Annotated in this window: 18 protein-coding genes; 8 read left to right on the top strand and 10 right to left on the bottom strand. The window is 61.5% G+C overall.

Going from position 1 to position 21,899, the window contains the following annotated elements; genetic code table 11:
• The first annotated feature begins 68 nt into the window (after window positions 1–68).
• From IP76_RS09860 to IP76_RS09830, 7 genes are read left to right on the top strand one after another with little or no spacing between them, the layout of a single operon-like run.
• Window positions 69–935 carry a xanthine dehydrogenase family protein subunit M gene (locus tag IP76_RS09860; RefSeq protein WP_054158034.1) on the top strand — a complete coding sequence of 289 codons (867 nt, stop codon included), beginning with the start codon at window positions 69–71 and terminating at the stop codon, window positions 933–935.
• A gap of 11 nt (window positions 936–946) precedes the next feature.
• Window positions 947–1,447, top strand: coding sequence for a (2Fe-2S)-binding protein (locus IP76_RS09855; protein ID WP_054158033.1), 501 nt, complete (start codon window positions 947–949; stop codon window positions 1,445–1,447).
• Window positions 1,444–3,873, top strand: a complete 2,430-nt coding sequence (locus IP76_RS09850) for an aerobic carbon-monoxide dehydrogenase large subunit (protein ID WP_054158032.1) — start codon at window positions 1,444–1,446, stop codon at window positions 3,871–3,873. Before IP76_RS09855 ends, IP76_RS09850 begins: the two co-directional genes overlap by 4 nt.
• A gap of 14 nt (window positions 3,874–3,887) precedes the next feature.
• A complete protein-coding gene (locus IP76_RS09845; protein ID WP_054158031.1) occupies window positions 3,888–4,769 on the top strand; it encodes a MoxR family ATPase in 882 nt (293 codons plus the stop codon).
• Window position 4,770: 1 nt separating this feature from the next.
• Window positions 4,771–5,958, top strand: coding sequence for a VWA domain-containing protein (locus tag IP76_RS09840; RefSeq protein ID WP_054158030.1), 1,188 nt, complete (start codon window positions 4,771–4,773; stop codon window positions 5,956–5,958).
• Between the two features lie 2 nt (window positions 5,959–5,960).
• Window positions 5,961–6,776 carry an XdhC family protein gene (locus tag IP76_RS09835; RefSeq protein ID WP_054158029.1) on the top strand — a complete coding sequence of 272 codons (816 nt, stop codon included), beginning with the start codon at window positions 5,961–5,963 and terminating at the stop codon, window positions 6,774–6,776.
• Window positions 6,777–6,792: 16 nt separating this feature from the next.
• Window positions 6,793–7,437 carry a carbon monoxide dehydrogenase subunit G gene (locus IP76_RS09830; protein WP_054158028.1) on the top strand — a complete coding sequence of 215 codons (645 nt, stop codon included), beginning with the start codon at window positions 6,793–6,795 and terminating at the stop codon, window positions 7,435–7,437.
• A gap of 375 nt (window positions 7,438–7,812) precedes the next feature.
• On the opposite strand, the gene IP76_RS09825 is transcribed toward IP76_RS09830, so the two are convergent.
• From IP76_RS09825 to IP76_RS09800, 6 genes are all read right to left on the bottom strand, one after another.
• Complete coding sequence (locus IP76_RS09825) at window positions 7,813–8,898, bottom strand: PHB depolymerase family esterase (RefSeq protein ID WP_054158027.1); 1,086 nt, start codon at window positions 8,896–8,898, stop codon at window positions 7,813–7,815.
• Between the two features lie 114 nt (window positions 8,899–9,012).
• Window positions 9,013–9,624, bottom strand: a complete 612-nt coding sequence (locus IP76_RS09820; RefSeq protein ID WP_054158026.1) for a general stress protein — start codon at window positions 9,622–9,624, stop codon at window positions 9,013–9,015.
• 29 nt (window positions 9,625–9,653) lie between these two features.
• A complete protein-coding gene (locus IP76_RS09815) occupies window positions 9,654–9,971 on the bottom strand; it encodes a PepSY domain-containing protein (protein ID WP_054158025.1) in 318 nt (105 codons plus the stop codon).
• A 354-nt stretch (window positions 9,972–10,325) separates the two neighbouring features.
• A complete protein-coding gene (locus tag IP76_RS09810) occupies window positions 10,326–11,633 on the bottom strand; it encodes an AarF/ABC1/UbiB kinase family protein (RefSeq protein WP_054158024.1) in 1,308 nt (435 codons plus the stop codon).
• The gene (locus tag IP76_RS09805; protein WP_054158023.1) at window positions 11,630–11,977 is read right to left on the bottom strand and encodes a DUF393 domain-containing protein; all 348 of its coding nucleotides are present in this window, start codon (window positions 11,975–11,977) and stop codon (window positions 11,630–11,632) included. Before IP76_RS09805 ends, IP76_RS09810 begins: the two co-directional genes overlap by 4 nt.
• Complete coding sequence (locus tag IP76_RS09800; RefSeq protein ID WP_245281430.1) at window positions 11,974–12,999, bottom strand: FAD-binding domain-containing protein; 1,026 nt, start codon at window positions 12,997–12,999, stop codon at window positions 11,974–11,976. Before IP76_RS09800 ends, IP76_RS09805 begins: the two co-directional genes overlap by 4 nt.
• A gap of 568 nt (window positions 13,000–13,567) precedes the next feature.
• On the opposite strand from IP76_RS09800, the gene IP76_RS09795 reads away from it, so the two are divergent.
• Window positions 13,568–15,817 carry a methyl-accepting chemotaxis protein gene (locus IP76_RS09795; RefSeq protein WP_054158021.1) on the top strand — a complete coding sequence of 750 codons (2,250 nt, stop codon included), beginning with the start codon at window positions 13,568–13,570 and terminating at the stop codon, window positions 15,815–15,817.
• A 79-nt stretch (window positions 15,818–15,896) separates the two neighbouring features.
• Here the strand turns inward: IP76_RS09795 and IP76_RS09790 are convergent, their stop codons facing one another.
• From IP76_RS09790 to kdpB, 4 genes are read right to left on the bottom strand one after another with little or no spacing between them, the layout of a single operon-like run.
• Window positions 15,897–16,586, bottom strand: a complete 690-nt coding sequence (locus IP76_RS09790) for a response regulator (RefSeq protein ID WP_054158020.1) — start codon at window positions 16,584–16,586, stop codon at window positions 15,897–15,899.
• Window positions 16,583–19,276 carry a sensor histidine kinase KdpD gene (locus tag IP76_RS09785; protein ID WP_054158019.1) on the bottom strand — a complete coding sequence of 898 codons (2,694 nt, stop codon included), beginning with the start codon at window positions 19,274–19,276 and terminating at the stop codon, window positions 16,583–16,585. Before IP76_RS09785 ends, IP76_RS09790 begins: the two co-directional genes overlap by 4 nt.
• 7 nt (window positions 19,277–19,283) lie before the next feature.
• Window positions 19,284–19,853 (bottom strand): potassium-transporting ATPase subunit KdpC, encoded by a 570-nt coding sequence (gene kdpC, locus IP76_RS09780; RefSeq protein ID WP_054158018.1) that lies wholly within the window; start codon window positions 19,851–19,853, stop codon window positions 19,284–19,286.
• 2 nt (window positions 19,854–19,855) lie between these two features.
• Window positions 19,856–21,892 (bottom strand): potassium-transporting ATPase subunit KdpB, encoded by a 2,037-nt coding sequence (kdpB, locus tag IP76_RS09775; protein ID WP_054158017.1) that lies wholly within the window; start codon window positions 21,890–21,892, stop codon window positions 19,856–19,858.
• Window positions 21,893–21,899 lie beyond the last annotated feature (7 nt).

The following is a 21,899-nucleotide window of genomic DNA, read 5'->3' as shown; positions in this document are numbered from 1 at the left end:
AACTCGACGATCGGCCCAGGAGGTGTGGTCTTGCGTCGTTCGGAACGAAGCTTTGGGAGGAGCGGCGGATGATACCAGGTACATTCGATTACCACCGGCCAACGACGGTCGAAAGCGCTGTCGCGCTGTTGGAGCAACTCGGCGAGGATGCGCGACCGCTGGCTGGCGGTCACAGTCTGATACCGTTGATGAAGACCCGGCTGGCGGCGCCCGAGCATCTGGTGGACCTTTCGGCGATTGAAGGACTGCGGCATGTGGAGGTTGTGGGTGCGGATGTCGTCATCGGTGCGATGACGACGCAGTATTCGGTCATCACCAGCGCTTTGCTCGCCGAACTCGTTCCGATTTTGCGTGAGACCGCCCTGGTCATTGCTGACCCACAGATCCGCTACAAGGGGACGATCGGCGGCAACTGCGCCAATGGCGATCCGGGCAATGACATGCCGGCTCTGATGCAATGTCTTGGGGCGAGCTACGAGCTGACCGGCACAGGCGGCACCCGTCAGGTGCCATCGCGAGATTTCTATCTCGGCGCCTATGAGACGGCGCTTGCGCCAGGTGAGATCCTGACCGCGATCCGTATCCCCATTCCCCCGGCGGGTCATGGCTACGGCTATGAAAAGCTCAAGCGAAAGGTCGGAGACTATGCGACTGCGGCGGCAGCCGTGGTCATCACCATGGCATCCGGGACTTGCACCAGTGCTTCGATCGGTCTGACCAATGTCTCGGAAACGCCGCTCTGGGCCGCCGAGGCGGCAAGGATCCTGGTGGGCAGCACGCTCGACGCGTCCACCGTCAATTCGGCGGTCGCGGCGGCGGAGGCCATCACCAATCCGGCATCCGACATGCGTGGTCCTGCCGAATACCGGACCAAGATGGCCGGTATCATGCTGCGCCGCGCTCTCGAGCGGGCCCGCGTCCGCGCCACCGTCTGAGGGGGGAACCAATGACCAAATCGCATATCAAAGTCACCATCAATGGCAAGGTTGTCGAGGCTCTCGTTGAGCCCCGCACCCTGCTGATCCATTTCCTGCGCGAGCAGCAGAACCTGACAGGTGCCCATATCGGATGCGACACCGGCCATTGCGGCGCCTGCACGGTTGATATGGATGACATGTCGGTGAAGAGCTGCATGACCTTCGCGGTGCAGGCCAACGGCGCCAGTATCACCACAATCGAGGGCGTCGCCAATCCTGACGGAACGCTGAGCGCTCTGCAGGAGGGCTTCCGCATGATGCATGGCCTGCAATGTGGCTACTGCACGCCGGGCATGATCCTGCGCGCGCATCGCCTGCTTCAGGAAAATGCCAATCCGACCGAGGACGAAATCCGCAATGGCATCGCCGGTAATCTCTGTCGCTGCACCGGCTATGTGAACATCGTGAAGGCCATCCAGTATGCGGCGGCCAAGATCAATGGAACACCGTTTCAGGAGGCCGCGGAATGAACGAGCAAGTCAAGATCGATATCGATCGCGCAGAGCGGACCGAAAAACTGCAGGGCATGGGGTGCAAGCGCAAGCGCGTCGAGGACGTCCGCTTTACGCAAGGCAAGGGCTCCTATGTCGATGACCTGAAGTTGCCGGGCATGCTGTTTGGCGATTTCGTCCGCTCGCCGCATGCCCATGCACGCATCGTCAGCATCGACACGTCGCGGGCCAAGGCGCTGCCGGGAGTGATCGCGGTGCTGACGGCGGCGGATCTGAAGCCGCTCGGCCTGCACTACATGCCGACGCTTGCCGGTGACGTGCAGGCGGTTCTTGCTGAAGAGAAAGTGCTGTTCCAAAACCAGGAAGTCGCCTTTGTCATTGCAGAGGATCGCTATATTGCCTCTGATGCGACCGAGCTGGTGGATGTCGTCTATGAAGCGCTGCCCTGCATCGTCGACCCGTTCAAGGCAATGCTGCCGGACGCGCCGATCCTGCGCGAGGACATCAAGGACAAGATGGTGGGTGCGCACGGGCCGCGCAAACATCCCAACCATATTTTCGAATGGCAGATCGGCGACAAGCAGGCAACCGACGACGTCTTTGCCAATGCGGATGTCACCATCAAGGAAATGCTGGTCGATCACCGCACCCATCCGTCGCCACTCGAAACCTGCCAGTCGGTCGCCTCGTTCGACAAGGTCAAGGGGGAGCTGACGCTCTGGGGCACCTTCCAGGCGCCGCATGTCATCCGCACCGTGGTCTCGCTGATCTCGGGCCTGCCGGAGCACAAGATCCATGTGATCGCACCCGATATCGGCGGCGGTTTCGGCAACAAGGTCGGCGCTTATGCGGGCTATGTCTGCTCTGTCGTCGGCTCGATCGTGCTGGGCGTGCCGGTCAAATGGGTGGAGGACCGCATGGAGAACCTCTCCACCACCTCCTTTGCCCGCGATTATCACATGACCACGGAACTTGCTGCCACCAAGGACGGCAAGATCCTCGGCATGCGCGTGCATGTGCTGGCCGATCATGGCGCCTTCGATGCCTGCGCCGATCCGTCCAAGTGGCCGGCCGGTTTCATGAACATCTGTACCGGCTCCTACGACATTCCGGTCGCGCATCTGGTCGTCGATGGTGTCTACACAAACAAGGCGTCAGGCGGCGTGGCCTATCGCTGTTCGTTCCGGGTGACGGAGGCGGTATTTGCCATCGAGCGCGCCATCGAAGTGCTGGCCCAGAAGCTTGGCATGGATGCGGCCGAACTGCGGATCAAGAACTTCATCAAGCCCGAGCAGTTTCCCTATCACTCGGCGCTCGGCTGGGAATATGACAGCGGCGACTATCACACCGCCATGAAGAAGGCGATGGACGCCATTGGCTATACCGCCCTCAGGGCCGAGCAAGCGGAAAAGCGTGAGGCTTTCAAGCGCGGCGAGACACGGGAGATCATGGGCATCGGCATTTCCTTCTTTACGGAAATCGTCGGTGCCGGTCCGGCCAAGAACTGCGATATTCTCGGCATCGCGATGTTTGACAGCGCCGAGATCCGCATCCATCCGACCGGCTCCGTGATTGCCCGAATGGGCACCAAGAGCCAGGGCCAGGGTCACGAGACGACCTATGCCCAGATCATCGCAACCGAACTCGGCATTCCCGCCGACGACATCATGATCGAGGAAGGCAATACCGATACGGCTCCTTACGGTCTCGGCACCTACGGTTCGCGCTCGACCCCGGTCGCGGGGGCGGCCACTGCCGTCGCCGCCCGCAAGATCAAGGCCAAGGCGCAGATGATCGCCGCCCATATGCTCGAAGTGCATGAGGGCGACCTGGAGTGGGATATCGACCGCTTCCGGGTCAAGGGCCTGCCGGAGAAGTTCAAGACGATGAAGGAGATCGCCTGGTCGGCCTATAATGCGCCGCCGCCGAACCTTGAGCCCGGCCTTGAGGCGGTCAATTATTACGAGCCGCCGAACATGACCTATCCTTTCGGCGCCTATTTCTGTGTCATGGATATCGACGTCGATACGGGCGTCGCCAAGACACGGCGCTTCTACGCGCTGGATGATTGCGGGACACGCATCAACCCGATGATTATCGAGGGGCAGGTGCATGGCGGGCTGACCGAAGCCTTTGCCTGTGCCATGGGCCAGGAAATCCGCTACGACGAGATGGGCAATGTGATGGGGGCGTCCTTCATGGACTTCTTCCTTCCGACCGCGGTCGAGACGCCGAAGTGGGAAACGGATTTTACCGTCACACCATCGCCGCATCATCCAATCGGCGCCAAGGGGGTCGGGGAAAGCCCCCATGTCGGCGGCGTGCCGTGTTTCTCCAACGCGGTCAACGATGCCTATGCCTTCCTCGATGCCGGTCACATCCAGATGCCGCATGATGCCTGGCGGCTGTGGAAGGTGGGCGAACGTCTCGGGTTGCACGGATAAGCACGGATCAGTCGATGGCAGTGACGCTTCCACAGGAGAAGATTGCCGCGCAGATGGCCGCGGTCGGGTATGTTCCCGATCGCGACCTGTCGACCGCGCTGTGGCTGATGGACAGCCTGTCACGGCCGCTGCTTCTGGAAGGTGAGGCGGGTGTTGGCAAGACGGAGGTCGCACGCGCCTTGGCGCTCGCACATGATACCAAGCTGATCCGGTTGCAGTGCTATGAAGGGCTGGACCAGAGTTCGGCCCTCTATGAGTGGAACTACCAGCGGCAATTGCTGGCGATCAAGGCGCGTGAAGGCGTCGATGCCGACGAAGTCGAAGAGGCCATATTTTCCGAAAGATATCTGCTTGAACGGCCTCTCCTTGCCGCCATCCGGCAGGCAAAGGCACCGGTTCTGCTGATTGATGAGGTCGACCGGGCAGACGAGGAGTTCGAGGCCTTTCTGCTGGAGCTCCTGTCGGATTTCCAGGTGTCGATACCGGAACTCGGAACCGTGACGGCCATGACCATTCCGCGGGTTATCCTGACGAGCAACGGGACCCGCGAACTGTCGGACGCGCTCAGGCGGCGTTGCCTCTACCACTATGTCGATTTTCCCGATGTCGACCGCGAAGCGCGGATCATTCTGTCGCGACTGCCGGGCATTGATGCGGCGTTGGCGTTACAGATCGCGTCTATGGTGAGCCTCATCCGCAAGGAAGACCTGCGCAAGACGCCGGGCGTGGCCGAGACGCTCGATTGGGCTGCAACGCTTGCCGGCCTCGAGATCCGGCAGCTGCATGACGAACCCGAAGCGGTTCATGAGACGCTCATGTGTTTGATCAAGACGGCCGAGGATAAGGCCCGCATGACGCAGCAGGTCACTGAACGTTTGCTCGGAAAGGTGGCGTGAGATGAGCGCGCTGCGAAAGACCGAGCCTGAACTGGGCGAGTTGATGCGCACGAAGCTTGCGGCCTTTGCGGCTGTCCTGCGCGACAATGGTTTCATCGTCGGTCTTGCGGAGTATCGCGACGCGCTGACGGTGATCAGTGGAGACACTGCAAGACGCCCGTCGCAGCTTCGCCCGGCGCTCAGGTCGCTGTTTTGCAGTCGACACTCGGATTGGATGAAGTTCGACGAGATTTTCGATGCCTTCTGGCTTAAGCGCGGGATGAAGTCCGCTACCCGGATGTCGGGCGCGCCGCAGAAGGCCCCTGATGGAGTGCAGGCCGCGGCGTCCGGTGCGCGTGGCCAAGGTCAGCAGGAACACGCCGATCATGTCCAGCGCGGTGAGGGGGCAGAGGCTGTTGAGACGGGCGAGACCCGGCGCGACGGAGCGTCACGCGCCGAGTTCTTGGGCAAAACCGATTTCCGGCACCTGACGCATCCGGACGATCTCGCCGAAGCGCATCGTCTGGCTGAGCGACTGGCGCTTTCAATGCGCGCACGGATGACGCGGCGCATGCGGTCGCGCCCGCGTGGCCAAAGGCTCGATCTCAGGCGCACCATCCACAAGAGCATTGCGAATGGCGGCACGCCGATGCAGCTCGTCTTCCGGAAACGTCGGGAAAAGCCGTTGCGGCTCGTCGTGCTTCTCGACGGTTCCGGATCGATGAGCCTCTACTCTGCGGTGTTCCTGCGCTTCATGCATGGCGTGCTCGACGCTTTTCAGGAGGCCGAGGCATTCCTCTTTCACATGCGGCTGGTTCATATCTCGCCGGCGCTGCGGGAGCGCGATCCGGAGCGCGCCGTCGAGCGCATGGCACTGATGGGGCAGGGCACCGGCGGCGGCACCCGCATCGGCGACAGTCTGGCAACCTTCAACAAATGGCATGCGAAATGCTGCATCCATTCGCGCACCTGCGTCATGATCGTGTCGGACGGCTATGACACGGGACCGGCCGAACGGCTGGGCGATGAGATGCAGGCGCTCCGCCGCCGGTGCCGGCGGATCGCATGGCTGAACCCGATGATCGGCTGGCAGGGCTATGCCCCCGAGGCTGCCGGTATGAAGGCAGCACTTCCGTTTGTCGATCTTTTTGCACCGGCGCATAATCTGGAGAGCCTGAAGGCGCTCGAACCCTATCTGGCGAGGATCTGAGCATGCAGGAAGCCTCCGATATTCTCGATCTGGTCAGTTTGACCAAGGCGCGGGGCGAACCGTTCGCCATTGCGACCGTCGTCCGTACGGTCTCGGTGACGGCCGCAAAGGCGGGTGCCAAGGCTGTTGTGCTGGCGGACGGAAGTATTTCCGCCGGCTGGATCGGCGGCGGTTGCGCTCGTGGGGCCGTGCTCCGGGCCGCGAGCGACGCCATCCGCGACGGTCAGCCCCGGCTCATCAGTATCCAGCCTGAAGATTTGCTCGATGTGCAGCAGGTGAAAGCCGGAGACGTCAGAGACGGCGTGCTCTACGCACGCAACATGTGCCCGAGCCAGGGTACGATGGATGTGTTCGTTGAACCTGTTCTGCCGCGTCCGCATCTTGCCATTCTCGGGGCGTCCCCGGTGGCTGCGGCCCTTGCCGACATCGCCCGTCGCATGGTTTTTTTCGTTACGGTCTGTGCGCCGCTCGCCGATCATGCAGCTTTTGGCACCGCAGACCGGATGGTCGATGGTTTCGAGCTGCCGACCGATGGTTCGCAACATGGCTTTATCGTCATCGCCACTCAAGGGCGCGGCGACAGTGCTGCGCTGAAAGCGGTTCTCGGCACAAAGAGCCGCTATACCGGCTTTGTCGGTTCGCGCAAAAAATTTGCGGCACTGAGACGCGATCTGGAAGCTGCGGGGCTGGATGTCGGGGCCATGGATGCCATTCGCTCGCCAGCCGGTCTCGACCTCGGCTCCATCACGCCTGATGAAATTGCCTTCTCGATCGTGGCGGAAATGATCGAGATCCGTCGACGCGGCCAGAGAAACTGACAATGGGAGAACAGTCATGGATATGAACGGATCACAACGCATCGAGGCGTCGCGCGAGGTGGTGTACGCGGCACTGAACGATGTCGACATCTTGCGCCAGTGCATACCCGGCTGCGAAACCATCGAAAAGACATCCGAAACCGAGATGGTTGCCAAGGTTACGCTGAGGATCGGTCCGGTGAAGGCGAGCTTTGCCGGCACTGTGACCCTGTCCGATCTCGATCCACCGAACGGTTACACGATCTCGGGCGAGGGCTCGGGCGGCATGGCCGGTTTTGCGAAGGGTGGAGCCAAAGTCACCCTCGACCCGGATGGTGACGCAACGATCCTGAACTACACTGTCAAAGCCGAAATCGGGGGCAAGCTGGCGCAGATGGGTAGCAGGCTGATCGACAGCACTGCGAAGAAACTGGCTGGCGATTTCTTTGAGAAGTTTGGCGCGGTTGTTGGTAAGCCGGCCGACGTAGAGACGGTTGCTGCCGAGGAACCTCCGGAAGAGCCCGCCAGCAAAGGCTGGATGAGCCGCATCCTCGGCACGAGCGCCACAGCCTTCTTCCTGGTCGCTCTCTCACCGAGCCTGTGCTGCCTCACGGGCGATCATGCAGCCATGGCGGACGACATGATGATGTCCTCGATCTGCACATCGCAAACTGCATTGTGACGTCTCTTTGGCCTTGAGCGGATCAGGTTCCAATCCGGGCGCAAGACGCACATCACGGAAGATATGATCGTCGGCGCCCAAAGTCGGCTTTGGGCGTTGCCTTTGCTGGGTTTCAATGGGGGTGCCTCTTCGTATTCGGCTGGGCAGCGCGACATGTTGGAGGCAGAACCGTGGTGGTCCGACCCGTCGGTATTGGTAGCTGCGGTGTTGCACTATTTTGGACCTGGGAGCGCGTTGCACTGTGAGGGAGGACGATAGCCGTGCGAGCGTTGCGGCGCCCCGGGCTTGTCCTCGCCCATACCGCTGCCTGTTCACCGGACGCGGTTGGCCAATTGACCGCGTGAAACCGAGTTCACGCGGGCAGGTGGCTAGCGTTTATTTCATCAGGCCTGCGGCCCGCAAAGCATTCTCGATGACATCCTGAATGCCATCGGTTCTTTGCGGTGTTGCTGGTTTCGTGCCCGCTTGGCGTGCGCCATCCGAGGCGAGTGGCATGTCTCTTCGCTCGAACGACGGCGTCAGTCCCCAACTGCGCGCAATGTGCACCGTTGATGAAATGCCGACATCGAGCATATGCGCAGCGGCGTTGCCGTATCCGGATGTCGTATCGATGGGGGTCCCGTGGCTCATTCCGGAAATCCTGTAGTGCTCGATGGCGTTGCGGCCTGACATGTCTTTCCAGGTTTCCAGTCTGTGGCCATCTACGATTTGCGTGTGGCTTGCGCTTGCGTCGATACCGTGAACGCCTCGCCATTGATCAATGATCGCCTGGGCGTTCGCTTCCACAACAGTGTTGTCACTGGTTCCATGCCAGACGGAGACGGTTGGCCAAGGCCCCTCATGTTGCGAAGCGCTCTTGAGCTTGGCGTCGAGCGTTGCTGTTGATGGAAGCCCATGACCGCGCATGCGGTCGAACGCTTCCGGCACTGTCGAGGCAACGCCAAAGGGCAGGCCGGCAATCATTGCGCCACCGGCGAATACGTCGGGGTAGGATGCAAGAAGCGCATTTGCCATGGCCGCCCCGGCCGAGAGACCGGTCACGAAGATCCTGCGTGGATCGACCCCGTGATGTCCGACCATGTGGGCGATCATCTGGCGGACGGAATGAGCCTCGCCCTTATCGCGTCTAACGTCATCGCTCTGGAACCAGTTGAAACACAGATTGGCATTATTCTGCCTGGACTGTTCCGGAAACAGAACTGCAAATCCGTAGTCGTCGGCAAGCCTAGACCAACCTGATCCGTGATCATAGGCAGCCGCTGTCTGAGTGCATCCATGCAGGACGACGACGAGGGGTGGCGATGTTTGCGGACTGTCGGGCATTCTATACCAGCCTGTTAGCTGGCCGGGATTGTGGAAGGACCCTTCCAGCCTCGTCAGCATGCTTGGCTGATCAGCGGAGCCCTGGACTTGGGTTCGGTAACGAGCCAATCGCTCGATGGTGTCATTGATGCTTCGCATGGGTGACCTTCTGGCGTTCCGGAAAGCCAACCGACATCCCTTTTGCTAAAATAATGCTGCAGTGCACAAATGCAAGGCGGAGGATCGGTTATTGCCGATCCTCCGCTTTATCCCTTACAGGGGGCGAACGCGGTACCGGTCGCGTTCCTTTTCGATTTCTGCCGGACCGTAAGGTTCAGCCGAATGGTCAAACTTCGTCCAGCCCTGTTCCGAATAGGCCTGACGTCGTACCGTCGGGTCGACCCAGTTGGACTGCTTCAGAATCGCCTGGGCTTCCGCTTCCTGGTTGTCCTCCACCCTTGCGGTGACGAGCGTACCGCCGCGGCGGACACCTTCCGCGTAGACATGGGCGTCTTCTTCGGAGACGCCGGAATCGGTGAGTGCACCGATCAAGCCACCGGCTGCACCGCCGGCAACCGCGCCGGCAAGAGCGCCTGCCGCAGTGGCAGCCAGCCAACCTGCTGCAACCACGGGGCCGACGCCTGGGATGGCCATGATGCCAAGGCCCGTCAGAAGGCCGCCTGCGCCGCCGACGACGGCTCCGATGCCAGCACCCGTTCCGGCACCTTCAGCGGCAGCGCTGTCATTGTCGCCGTGCTTATGGCGGTTGTCCGCATTGTTGGACACAATACTGATATCGTCCGATGGAATGCCGCGGGCTTCCAATGCGCTGACGGCCGAGCTTGCGTCGGTATAGGTGTCAAAAAGTCCGGTAACAGTTTTCATGGGAATGACCTTTCTCTGCGTTTCCGCGCTTATTTCGAGACAATATTGCCCTGGTAATCCATGGCGACAGACATGGACTTGCCGTCCTTTGTGGCTGTCGCCTGCCAGACGCCCTTGTCATCGAGCTTGAGATCGGTAACGGCAGTGTAGCCAGCCGCCTCGATGCGCTCTTTGGCCTGTGCCTCAGTGAAGGAATTCGCGCCTTCCACCGGAGCTGGAGCGTTCGGGGTGTCAGGTGTTGCAACCGCTGGCGTGTCGCCGTCCGTTGCTGGAACGGTTGTGGTCTGGGCATAGGCAGACACTGCCGAGGCGCACACGAGCGCCGCCGCGAAAATCATCTTTTTCATGGGTTTTCCTCTTTAGCGGACCTAGTTGTCAGGCCTCGGAGCAACAACACGATTGCGTGCTTAAAGTTCCGCATCGTATTGGCATTCCATGCGGATTCGCTAGGGCGGCGCACTTTGCGCCAGCCCGGTTTTCAGTGTGAACCCCTGGAGGCCTATGGCTTCATGCCCGTGACGTATCGGCTGGGTGTGCCGACGAAATGGCAGGGGGGTGCGGCACACTCCCGGATACATGGAGGCTTGCTTGGCCACGCCTGACAACAGTTCAGACGTTCCGTCCATGCATCCTGGGCGGGTCAGAAATAGTGGGAAAAGTTGGTCATCGGTGAACGCTCATCTGTGAATGAGGCTTCACGTTCAGGCGTATCGTTCAAGAAGCGAACGAAGCGGAAGACGCGCTTGGATGTTCATGTTGAGGAGCACCATTCCGGCGATCTTGCGCTGAATGAACAGCCCGTCAGGTGAGGGCAGGCCCCAGGTTGCCCGGTCGCCGATCAGAACAGTTGCCTTGTCCCGCAGAGACGCAATGATCTGACGGTCGGAAAAGTCGAACATGGGTGTTTCGAGCCTGTGCTGAAGAAGCCCGATTAGCTCATCAATATCCCTGCCGTGTTTCGAAAGCTGCTGAGGGGTCAGGAAGCCCATGGCAACCAGCGCCTGGTGGACCGGCGCCGCCTTGCCGGTCAAACCCGCTCTCAGAAGGTTGCGATAGGCATCGACGCTGGGCCGCGTGAGCGAACGCGTCGCGCCAAAATCGAGAAGCACGATCTTGCACGTCTCCCGTTGCCAGCGGTAGTTGGCGAAATTGGGATCGGTTTGCATCAGCCCGAAATCGAAAAGCTCCTTCAGGACAAGTTCGATCAATGCCGTGGCTGCTGCATCGCGTTCCGGCGCGCTCTGCAGCAACACGGTCTCGATCGGCGTTCCCGCCATGAAAGTCATCGGCAGCACTGTCGGGGTGAGCAATGCCTCGATCGGTTGGGGGACAAGGAAGCGCGGATCGTCTGACAACAGGGCGCGGTACTGCTGCATCTGCGCGGCCTCACGCAGATAATCCGCTTCCTCACGCAGTTGCCTTTTCGCCTCAGCCAGATGGGGTGTAATATCCAGTCTCTGCGGCAGGAGGCCTGAGATGCGCAGCAGTGTCGCGACATTGTCGATGTCGGATTCAATGCTGGCAGCCACCCCCGGGTACTGAACCTTGACGGCTACCTCTTCGCCTGACCGCAGAGTGGCGCGATGCACCTGTCCGATTGAGGCGGCGGCCAGAGGATGCGTGTCGAAGCGCGACACATGGCGGCGCCAGTCTGTGCCCCAGGCCGATCGCATCACCTGCTCCAGCTGGGCCGGTGGCATGATATGTGCGTGATTTCTCAATTGCGCGAGAATCGCCTGCAGTTCCGCAGGCAAGATTTCGCCGGCATCAAGCGAGAGCATCTGGCCAAGTTTCATCGCCGCCCCCCTCATGCGCGAGAGATGCTCCGTGACCTTATGCGCATTGGCCGGTGTTAAGATGAGATCGGAAAGTTGCGGCCTTTCCCCCTGTGCAAGCCGCCGCAGCCCCTCGGACATGATGCCGGTCGCCACGCCACCCGCCATTTGTCCAAGCGTCGCAAGGCGACCAAGACGGGAGGTTCTGACGGGACTGTAACGGGGATCTTTCATCGTAATAGCGCCTGCAAACGGGGGCGAATGCGCAAAAAGCCGCGATAGGCGCGTTCAAAGAGTGGTGTCATCGGTGCCCAGCCGGCGATCAGGCCAAGCGGGCGCAGAATGGGGATTGCCCGCCACATGGCCGCGAAGGCCGCAGCACCGGAATAGAGCATGCCGTTCGCCTCTGCATGGAAGCGAGCAAGGATCTCAGCGCGGTCCAGGGGGCAGGCGTTTGTCGGATCGCAGGCGTCAATGAACTGGATCGCATTTTTGCGATCGAGCCGTCGCATCAGCGCGATTTCGCGCAGGCAAAGAGGGCAGCTGCTATCAAACCACACCTTGACCAGTTGGGTCATGCCGTCAGCCCCGCAGACCGCAGCAATGCCGGGATCTTCTCCTTGAGTGCAAAAAAGCCCTTTCGGCAATGCGGCCAGGCCTGACGATCCCATGCCCTGACATGCTCGGTCCATATCATCTGGTGTTGCTCCGCAGATCGTCTGACCGTTTCGGCGTGCGGCACGGTTGGTCCGACAGTGACAAAGCCTGTCACCACCTGGCGGCAGCCTTGAGCGCGCGCGGCGGCGGTCGTTGCGTCTGAATACACTCCCAGGCGTTCGGCGTTCGGCCAACGAGCTTGGGCCCGCAAAACCGCATCATCGAGTGCGGCGCTGTCATAGGGATCCGTGCCCGAGAGATAGGCAATGGCGGATACCTGCAGGCCCGATAACTCCGGAAGGGTCTCGAGTGAAAGATCCTCGACAGACAGCAAGAGCAGGCTCTCAACTTTCTCGTCCACGGGGGGTGCCGGTCGTGGTGATGACGGTGCGGGAACGACGATCTCTTCGATCGGAATTCGCGCCTGTCGGGCCAGACCTACAGGCGCAAACCGTCCATTTGTCATCGCCTTTATTTTCTCGGCATCCGCCAGATAGGCTTTTCCAATCGTATGAAGCCCCGCGACCCAGCGCCATGAAAGGGTGTTGGAAGCCGGGTCCCCATCGATGAGGTGGAGCCGCATGAACTCGGCTCCAAGCGCCCATGGCAGGCCAAGCGTGAAGATCCAGATCGATGCAAACTGCATCCGTGACCAATTGTGCAGATACCCGGTTGACAGGAGTTCCTTGGTCCACCCATCGAAACAATCGATCCCGGTGCGCGCATCTGTGGCGTCTCGGTAACGGCGCGATCGTGCACCATCAGCCTCAAGTGATTGCATTTCCCTCTCGACCAGACGCTCATAGTCGAGCCAGAGGCTGGAGCGCTGTTCAAGCCAGCCTTTCCAGTAGGTTCGCCAGAAGATTTCGCTGATGAATTTTTCCGCGTGCCCAACCCCGTGCAGAGACAGCACTCTTTTGATGGTATCTACCTCGCTTATCACGCGGCGTCTCAGGCTCGCTGAAAGTCGCGAGACATGTTCGTGTTGCCCAGGCCCCCGGTCGAGATTTCTCAGTTTGCCATAAGCGGCGCCTGCGACTGGCGCGAATGCGTCAAGCCGCGCAAGCGCCGACGCTCGTTTAAGCGGGAACTGCGCATCAGCCCTGGCAGAAGGATATGTATTCAAAACGTCATGCCCCGCATTGTGAGTACAAACCGACTACGTTGGGCGGCAGCCTGCGGATCAAGCCATTCGGCTCCAGGCATAGCAGCGTTCAAAGCATGGCAACCCGCAATCAGCGAACCGAGTGAAGGCGGGTCGCAGAGGGCGCATATGGGGTTTCTGTCCCCGGTCTTTCGATATGCCGGAAATTGTGGCTCATTCTTGCCGAAAATCATTCCGGTTTGGTGCATGTGCTGTCGGAAACGTCAATGTCCCGATCCATTCCGACGCCAGCGCCTGCTTCGGTTAATCGACTTTTTATCTCATCATGACAAGTTGGTTCAAACTTGTATGATTTGCCCGTGGCGTATGAGGCTTCGGTCAAGCAGGCAGCGTCTTGGGAACCCTTATGAAAATATCCATCAAACATACTCTCATCCTGGCCTTTGCGGCCTTGAGCCTGGCGGTTATTGGCCTCGTCGGGCGTCTCTTGCTGCAGGAGGTCGCGGTTTATCGCAGTTCGACAGAACTGTCACAACTCGCACAGCTTGACGCCCGGCTGTTTGATGCGCTGCTCGGCCTGCGCGGTGAGCGTGGCGCGGCGTCCTCTGCCTCCAAGCTCGAGCCGGCGGATATCCAGTCAAGCCTGACGAACCTTCAGGAAGGCCGTAAGGCAGTGGATCCCGCATTCGATGCCGTGAAGGCATTGTCAGAGGAAATCGGCTCTGACGAGCTCAGCCGGTCCATTGTCCCCCTAATGGATGCCTATGGACGGTGGGTTTCGTTTCGTTCCCAGATCGACGCCGCGTTTCAGAAGCCGGTCGCAAGCCGCGACCCGGACCTGACGAAACAGGTGCTGGCGCTTGCCGATCAAATGCTGGCCGATCTCGAGGCAGCGTCGAATGCCGTGGAAGTCGTCATTGCGGCACGCAATCCGCAACTGATGATGTTCACGCAGCTTCGTGCGCTTGGCTGGTCCATGCGTACCTATGGCGGTTCGGCGAACTCGACGCTGGTTGGTGCAATCATTGCCAAGGAGCCGCTCACTGCGGCCAAGCTCTCGGAAATCGCAGTTCACGACGGCAAGGTCGGATTTGCATGGAATCTCGTGTCGCAGATCGTCAAGGGTCCCTCCGTCCCGGCGTCGATCGTCGAGCAGTACAAGGTTGCCGAAAGCACCTATTTCGGCGGCGCCTATGCCGAGCAGAAGGCGGCTGCGCTGGCGGCTTTCGAAGCTGGCCAGCCGATGGACATGGCGGTTGATGCATGGCGCAAGCCGGCAGCACCCGCGCAGGCCTCGCTTGCCGACATCGCGCAAAAGTCGCTTGACCAGATGAATGTCGTCACGGCCGCCAATGTAGCGTCCTCGACCCAATCGATCCTGATCTACGGCGTTGCAATGGTGATGACGCTCGCGCTGTCGATCGCCGGCATCCTGATGGTCATCTTCCGCATCGCCAATCCGATTGCACAGCTGACAAGCGTGATGCGTAAACTGGCGGGTGGCGATCTGGCTGTTGCTGTTCCGGCATCCGGCCGTTCGGACGAGATCGGTGAAATGGCGCGCGCCGTTGAGGTGTTCAAGGAGGCGGCCCTTCACAACAAGACGCTGGAGGCCGAGGCCGAGGAAAGCCGCAAAATGGCTGAAGTGGAGCGGATTGCGTTCCAGGAGAAGGCCGAGCGCGAAGCGGAAGAGCGTCTGACGCAGGCGACTTCTGGGCTTGCACGCGGCCTGCAGGCTTTGGCATCGGGGAACCTCGCCTGCGAGATCAACGAGGTATTCAGCGCGCAGTTCGAATCCCTGCGTCACGACTTCAACAGCTCGGTTCGCCAGCTTCGCGATGCGCTGGAAGGTGTCAGCCAATCCGCACTCAGCGTTCGCAGTGGCAGTGGCGAAATCTCGATGGCATCCGATCAGCTGTCGAAGCGCACGGAGCAGCAGGCGGCCTCGCTTGAGGAAACGGCCGCCGCGCTTGAGGAAGTCACCACCAACGTCAAGCAGACCTCGGAACGGGCAAGCGAAGCCCGCGAGATCGTGCGCCATGCCAGCACGCGTGCGTCGTCGTCCAGTGAAGTCGTGTCGAACGCCGTGGAAGCGATGAAGAAGATTGAAATGGCCTCCAGCCAGATCACCAACATCATCGGCGTGATCGACGAAATCGCCTTCCAGACGAACCTTCTGGCGCTGAATGCGGGTGTTGAGGCCGCACGTGCCGGTGATGCAGGCAAGGGCTTTGCCGTTGTTGCTCAGGAAGTGCGCGAGCTTGCACAACGCTCGGCCAATGCGGCCAAGGAGATTAAGCTCCTGATCGGGAACTCCGAGGCTGCGGTGACGCAGGGTGTCAATCTTGTCAATGATACCGGAGCTGGCCTGAGTGAGATTGCCGATCTCGTGACAGCAATCAATCAGCATATGGAAGCGATTGCCACGGCTGCCAAGGAGCAGGCTTCAGGGCTCTCCGAAATCAATACCTCGGTCAACCATATGGATCAGATGACCCAGCAGAATGCGGCCATGGTAGAAGAGATGAATGCGGCTGGAGCGACCCTGGCGCAAGAAAGTGCGCGTCTCTCGCAGTTGCTTGAGCGCTTCGAAATGCGTGGCGCCGGTTCCGCTGGCACAGCGTCGCGCCAGCCTGGCCGTCGTCAGGCTGCCTGATACCGTTTTCGCGCTGAAACTTCAGGCCCGCACCGCCCCTGTCGGCGTTGCGGGCCGACTTGTCTCGTCCGCTGAAGCCTCAATCCGGCTCGGTCATCCGATAACCCACGCCGGGCTCGGTGCGTACGATCCGGGGTTCTGTCGGGTCCCGTTCGATCTTCTGGCGCAACTGGCCGATGAAGACGCGGAGATAGTGCAGATCGTCGCCGTGGGCCGGTCCCCAGACCGATGTCAGCAAGGTTCGATGGGTGACAACGCGGCCGGCATGTCGAGCCAGCAACAGCAGCAGATCATATTCCTTTGGCGTCAGATGCACGGTCTCACCGGCGCGTAATACGAGACGTCTGACCGGATCGATCGTCAGGCCATCAACCTCCATTACCGTCGGGATCGCTTCCGGGCGTCCGCGATGGCGCAGCGCGGTGCGCATGCGGGCCGTCAGTTCGCCGATGCTGAAGGGCTTCTCGACATAGTCGTCGGCACCGAGATCGAGCGCCGCAATTTTTTCGCTCTCCCGGTCACGCGCGGACAGGATGATAATCGGGATGTCCGACCAGCCGCGGAGGCTCGCGATCACCTCCTTGCCGTCCATGTCCGGCAGGCCAAGATCAAGGATGACGAGGTCGGGGGCTTGGGTGGCCACGGATTTCAATGCTTCCGCGCCGGTGCCCGCTTCCAGCACCTCGTAGCCGGCTGCGGTCAGGGAAGGCTTGAGAAAACGCTGGATCTGGGGTTCGTCGTCGACAACGAGGATGCGGGACTGGATCATTTCGGCTCTGTCCTAGACGTCTTTTCGGCTTGCCGGAAACGCATGATGATCCGCGTGCCGCGCCTCTTGAGTGCCGGGCTTTCCGCATGGATCGTGCCCTCCATTGCCTCGACAAAGCCTCGGGCAATGGAAAGGCCAAGGCCTGTTCCGGGTGCACGGCCGTCAGGCTTACCCCTGCGATAGAATTTTTCAAAGATGCGGTCCAGATCTTCGGGGGGGATGCCACGTCCAAGATCGGTCACCGAAATCAGCACATCCTTGCCGTCACGGCGGGCATAAACGTTGATCGGCTCTTCGCCGCCGTATTTCACGGCATTGTCCAGCAAGTTGAACAGCACCTGACCCAAGAGCACGCTATCGCCCCTTATCAGCGGCAAGTCCGCTGCAAGCCCGATCTCGATCAGTCGTCCAGGCGCATGCTTGCGGGTCCGCTCGACGGCCGACTGCACGACATCGGCGACATCGACCCAGTCACGTTTCGGCTTGAGCGTGCCTGCCTCGATCCGGGTCATGTCGAGGAGGTTGGCGATGAAACGGCTCATGCGGCCGCTTTCCTCCTCGATCGACTGCAGAAGGTCGTCGCGGTTTTCCGGCGTCATCCGTTCGCCGAGTTGGCGAAGGCCGGTAACGGCGCCCGTTATCGTCGCCAGCGGCGTGCGCAGGTCGTGCGAGATCGAAGACAGCAACGCTTCACGGTAGCGCTCGCCTTCCAGCCTTGCTGCCTGCTCGACAGTTTCGTCAGCAAGACGGGCGCGGTCGAGCGCAATGGCCGTCTGATCGAGGATCGCGGTCAGCGAGCGTTCGGCGTTGAGGTCAAGCCGCTTGCCCACATGTTCGATGCCGCAGACACCGACGATGCCGTGTGGTCCGAGCAGAGGGCGGAACTCGAAGCGGCTGTTCGGAAGAGTGCCTGTACCATGGCCGGCCGGTTCGCGCTTGTCATGGCTCCAGCGGGCGGCGGTCAAGTCCGTGACGTCGAGTTCGGTATCGGGCGGCCAAGCGGCGGCGAGGCCGAGATCGCTGCCGCGGGGGACCAGCAGCACGACTTTGCGTCTGAGACTTGCCTGCAGCTGTGAAACGGCGAGCCAGATTGCATCTTCGCCCTTGGCCGTGCTCGCGAGCTTACGGGAAAAGTCGAAAAGCGACTGCAGTGCTGTCGCGCGAATACGTGCAATCTCTGCCTGTTCGCGAATGCGCGAGGCAAAGCCGCCGGCAATCATTGCGACGGCCAGGAAAACGAAGACCGCGAAAACCTCGTGTGGCGCTGCAATCGTGAAGGTGTGGACGGGATCGATGAAGAAGAAATTGTAGGCGAGGGCGGAGAATGCTGCCGCGAGGAAGGCCGCCGCATAGCCTCCAATCACAGACGCACCGAGAACCGCGAGAAGGAAGAGCAGGGAGATATTCGGCAGCTCGACGAAGGCGTCGATTCCCTTGCCCAGAAGCGTTGTCAAGGCGACCAGGCCAAGCGCTGTCACGCTGGCGTGCTGGATGACGGCCAGCCTTGGCAGTTCGAACGCGGTGTGTCGCCGTTCTCGGTTCGCATTGTCAGGCGTGACAATGTGGATGCCGAGGCCGGACGCCTTTCGGGACAGCGCATCGGGCAGGGATCGCGAAAACAGCTTTTGCCATCGGCTCCGTTTCCGTGTGCCAATGACGATCTGGGTGGCGTGCTCACGGCGGGCGAGCTTGAGGATCTCCTCGACGAAATCATTGCCGATGATGCGTCGTGTTTCGGCGCCCAGCTGTTCGGCGAGCCGGAAGAGCGTTTCAATGCGTTGCAGGCGCTCCGGCGTCTCGACTTCCCGGTCGGCCCGCTCGATCGAGACAACCAGCCACGGCGCATTGAGACCGGAGGCCAGGCGGCTCGCGACCCGCACCACCTTTTCCGAGAGGGGATCCGAGCCGACGCAGACGATGAGGCGCTCACCCGTGGCCCAGGGGCCGTCGATGGCATTCTGCTTGAGATAATCGACCATCTGGTCGTCGACGCGGTCGGCGGTGCGGCGCAGCGCAAGTTCACGCAGGGCCGTCAGATTGCCGAGGCGGAAGAAGCGATCGACAGCGCGGTTGGCGCTTTCGGGCAGGTAGACCTTGCCCTCCTTAAGGCGCTCGATCAGTTCCGAGGGCGCGAGGTCGACGAGCAGCACCTCGTCTGCACGCTTGAGGACGATGTCGGGCACCCGTTCGCGCACGGTGACGCCGGTGATCTGGGCAACGAGATCGGCAAGGCTTTCGAGATGCTGGATGTTCAGCGCCGTCCAGACATCGATCCCGGCAGCGATCAGTTCCTCGATATCCTGATGGCGCTTCGGATGGCGGCTGTCTTCCGGGTTGGAATGGGCGAGCTCGTCGACGATGACGATCCGGGGACGCCGTTGAAGCGCCGCATCAAGGTCGAACTCCTCGAGCATCCGCCCGCGATGAGCAACCCTGCGCCGGGGCAGGATCTCGAGGCCGTCGAGCAGGGCTGCCGTCTCACCGCGACCGTGGGTCTCGACCAGTCCGACGACGACGTCGGTGCCATCCGTCTTCAGGCGTCTGGCCCGCGACAACATCGCATAGGTCTTGCCGACGCCGGGAGCGGCCCCCAGAAATACGGTCAGCTTGCCCCGGCGGTCCTTATCCGCCAGGGCAAGCAGGGCATCGGGATCGGGACGCCGGTCGTCCCTGCGGTCGTCATCCGCCATCAACTACTCATCTGTTCAGGGCATCGAGCGCCAGATTGAGCTCTAGCACATTGACCCTTGCTTCGCCGATAACGCCGAAGTCGGGTTTTTCGATCGTCTGCTCGACGAGGCTTGCAACAACTGCCGGTTGGAGCCCCCTCGCCTGCGCCACCCGCGTCACCTGCGCCTCGGCAAAGTCGGGCGAGATATGCGGGTCGAGGCCGGAGCCGGAGGTGGTGACGGCATCGCCTGGTACCGGCTGCGCGATGCCGGTTGCGGTCAGCCGTGCGACATCGGCCGCCACGCGCGCCTTCAGCTTGACCGAGGTCGTGCCGAGGTTGGAGCCGGACGAGGCTGCTGCGTTATAGGGGTCTGGCCCCGTTGCCGAAGGGCGTGGCCAGAAATACCGTTCGGAGGTGAAATTCTGGCCGATCAGGCTTGAGCCGATAACCTTGCCGTCGCGTTCGATCAGGCTGCCATTGGCTTGGGCCGGCATGACAGCCTGCGCGACGCCGTTGATTGCCAGCGGATAGGCGAGACCGGTGAGTGCGGTCATGGCAATGACGAGGGTGAGTGCGGGTCTGATATGGTTGAGCATGATTACACCAGATGAAGAGCGCTGACGGCGATATCGATGACCTTGATCCCGGCGAAGGGAAGGAGCAGGCCGCCGACGCCGTAGACTAGAAGGTTGCGACGAAGGAGTGCGGCAGCACCGGATGGACGGTAAGCCACGCCTTTCAATGCCAGCGGGATCAGCGCCACGATGATCAGCGCGTTGAAGATGACGGCAGACAGGATGGCCGACTGCGGTGAGGCAAGCCCCATCACGTTCAGTGCCTCAAGGGCCGGATAGGTGGCGACGAACAATGCCGGGATGATGGCGAAATACTTGGCCACGTCATTGGCGATCGAAAACGTTGTCAGCGACCCGCGCGTCATCAAGAGCTGCTTGCCGATTTCGACGATCTCGATGAGCTTGGTCGGGCTGGAATCAAGGTCCACCATGTTGGCGGCCTCGCGCGCGGCCTGGGTGCCGGTCTGCATGGCGACACCGACATCGGCCTGGGCGAGCGCCGGGGCATCATTGGTGCCGTCGCCGCACATGGCGATCAGGCGGCCGCCCTGCTGCTCGCGGCGGATATAGGCGAGCTTGTCCTCGGGCGTGGCCTGGGCGAGGAAGTCATCGACGCCGGCTTCCGAGGCGATGGCGGCTGCTGTCACCGGGTTGTCGCCTGTCACCATGACCGTGCGAATGCCCATGGCGCGCAGGGCCGCGAAACGTTCCTTGATACCGGGTTTGACCACGTCCTTGAGGTGGATGACGCCGAGCAGGCGGTCACCATCGGCGACGCCGAGCGGCGTGCCGCCGGTGCGGGCGACCTGATCGACGGCGCGGCGGAATTCGGCCGGGGCATCCTGTTCGTTGAGGCCAGCGAATTTCAGCACGGCATCGACGGCACCCTTGCGCAGGCGGCGCGAACCAATGTCGACGCCGGAGAGGCGGGTTTCGGCGGTGAAGCCGATGATGGCATCGAACTCGGCCTTCGGCATGGGCACGCCGAACTCGCCGGTGGCCAGCGCCACGACCGAGCGACCCTCAGGCGTTTCGTCGGAGAGCGAGGCGATGAGGGCGGCCTCCGCAAGTTCCGTGGCTGTGACGCCAGGAGCGGCGAGGAGGTCGCTTGCCATGCGGTTGCCGAAGGTGATCGTGCCCGTCTTGTCGAGGAGCAGCGTGTCGACGTCGCCCGCCGCTTCGACGGCGCGGCCGGAGGTGGCGATCACGTTGAAGCGCACCAGGCGATCCATGCCGGCGATGCCGATGGCCGACAACAGGCCGCCGATCGTGGTCGGGATCAGCGTGACGAGCAGGGCTGCAAGCACCGTGACGGAGAGCACCGTGCCGGAATAGCCGGCGAGGCCCCAGATGGCGACGCAGACGAAGAGGAAGATCAGCGTCAGGCCCGAGAGCAGGATCGACAGGGCGATCTCGTTCGGCGTCTTCTGACGCTGGGCGCCTTCGATCAGCGCGATCATGCGGTCAACGAAGGACGAGCCGGGCTGGACGGTGATCCTGATCCTGATCTCGTCCGAGAGCACCTGCGTGCCGCCTGTCACCGCCGAGCGGTCACCGCCGGATTCGCGGATGACGGGGGCGGATTCGCCGGTGATCGCGCTTTCGTTGACCGAGGCGACACCTTCGATGACCTCACCGTCGCCGGGGATGAGTTCACCGGCTGCGACCAGCACGATATCGCCGACCTTAAGACTGGAAGCCGGGATGGTTTCCGTCTTGCCGTTGGCGGCAAGACGACGGGCGACGAGTTCGGACTTGGTCTTCTTCAGGCTGTCGGCCTGGGCGCGGCCACGGCCCTCGGCCACGGCTTCGGCGAAGGTGGCGAAGAGCACGGTGAACCAGAGCCAGGCGGCGATCTGGCCGGAGAAGCTGGCCTCGCCCGGATTTGAGGCGAGGTCGCGGATGAAGAGGATCGTCACGACAACGGCGACGATTTCGGTCACGAAGATGACCGGGTTGCGCAAGAGCTTGCGCGGATCGAGCTTGACGAACGCATCGCGGATCGCCGGAAACAGGATCGAGGGGTCGAGAAGACCGGGAGCCTTGTGGTCTTTTGACATGATGGGT

Origin of the sequence: Rhizobium sp. AAP43, assembly GCF_001296045.1 — a bacterium.
GTDB lineage: Bacteria > Pseudomonadota > Alphaproteobacteria > Rhizobiales > Rhizobiaceae > Allorhizobium.
This window is presented reverse-complemented; position numbering and strand designations above follow the sequence as displayed.

Coding starts and splice junctions, on each gene's coding strand:
- IP76_RS09805 (WP_054158023.1), bottom strand. CDS start 11,977: ATGACCCAACTGGTCAAGGTGTGGTTTGATAGCAGCTGCCCTCTTTGC.
- IP76_RS09860 (WP_054158034.1), top strand. CDS start 69: ATGATACCAGGTACATTCGATTACCACCGGCCAACGACGGTCGAAAGC.
- IP76_RS09810 (WP_054158024.1), bottom strand. CDS start 11,633: ATGAAAGATCCCCGTTACAGTCCCGTCAGAACCTCCCGTCTTGGTCGC.
- IP76_RS09845 (WP_054158031.1), top strand. CDS start 3,888: ATGGCAGTGACGCTTCCACAGGAGAAGATTGCCGCGCAGATGGCCGCG.
- IP76_RS09785 (WP_054158019.1), bottom strand. CDS start 19,276: ATGGCGGATGACGACCGCAGGGACGACCGGCGTCCCGATCCCGATGCC.
- kdpB (WP_054158017.1), bottom strand. CDS start 21,892: ATGTCAAAAGACCACAAGGCTCCCGGTCTTCTCGACCCCTCGATCCTG.
- IP76_RS09830 (WP_054158028.1), top strand. CDS start 6,793: ATGGATATGAACGGATCACAACGCATCGAGGCGTCGCGCGAGGTGGTG.
- IP76_RS09795 (WP_054158021.1), top strand. CDS start 13,568: ATGAAAATATCCATCAAACATACTCTCATCCTGGCCTTTGCGGCCTTG.
- IP76_RS09820 (WP_054158026.1), bottom strand. CDS start 9,624: ATGAAAACTGTTACCGGACTTTTTGACACCTATACCGACGCAAGCTCG.
- IP76_RS09850 (WP_054158032.1), top strand. CDS start 1,444: ATGAACGAGCAAGTCAAGATCGATATCGATCGCGCAGAGCGGACCGAA.
- IP76_RS09825 (WP_054158027.1), bottom strand. CDS start 8,898: ATGCGAAGCATCAATGACACCATCGAGCGATTGGCTCGTTACCGAACC.
- IP76_RS09840 (WP_054158030.1), top strand. CDS start 4,771: ATGAGCGCGCTGCGAAAGACCGAGCCTGAACTGGGCGAGTTGATGCGC.
- IP76_RS09835 (WP_054158029.1), top strand. CDS start 5,961: ATGCAGGAAGCCTCCGATATTCTCGATCTGGTCAGTTTGACCAAGGCG.
- IP76_RS09790 (WP_054158020.1), bottom strand. CDS start 16,586: ATGATCCAGTCCCGCATCCTCGTTGTCGACGACGAACCCCAGATCCAG.
- IP76_RS09855 (WP_054158033.1), top strand. CDS start 947: ATGACCAAATCGCATATCAAAGTCACCATCAATGGCAAGGTTGTCGAG.
- IP76_RS09815 (WP_054158025.1), bottom strand. CDS start 9,971: ATGAAAAAGATGATTTTCGCGGCGGCGCTCGTGTGCGCCTCGGCAGTG.
- kdpC (WP_054158018.1), bottom strand. CDS start 19,853: ATGCTCAACCATATCAGACCCGCACTCACCCTCGTCATTGCCATGACC.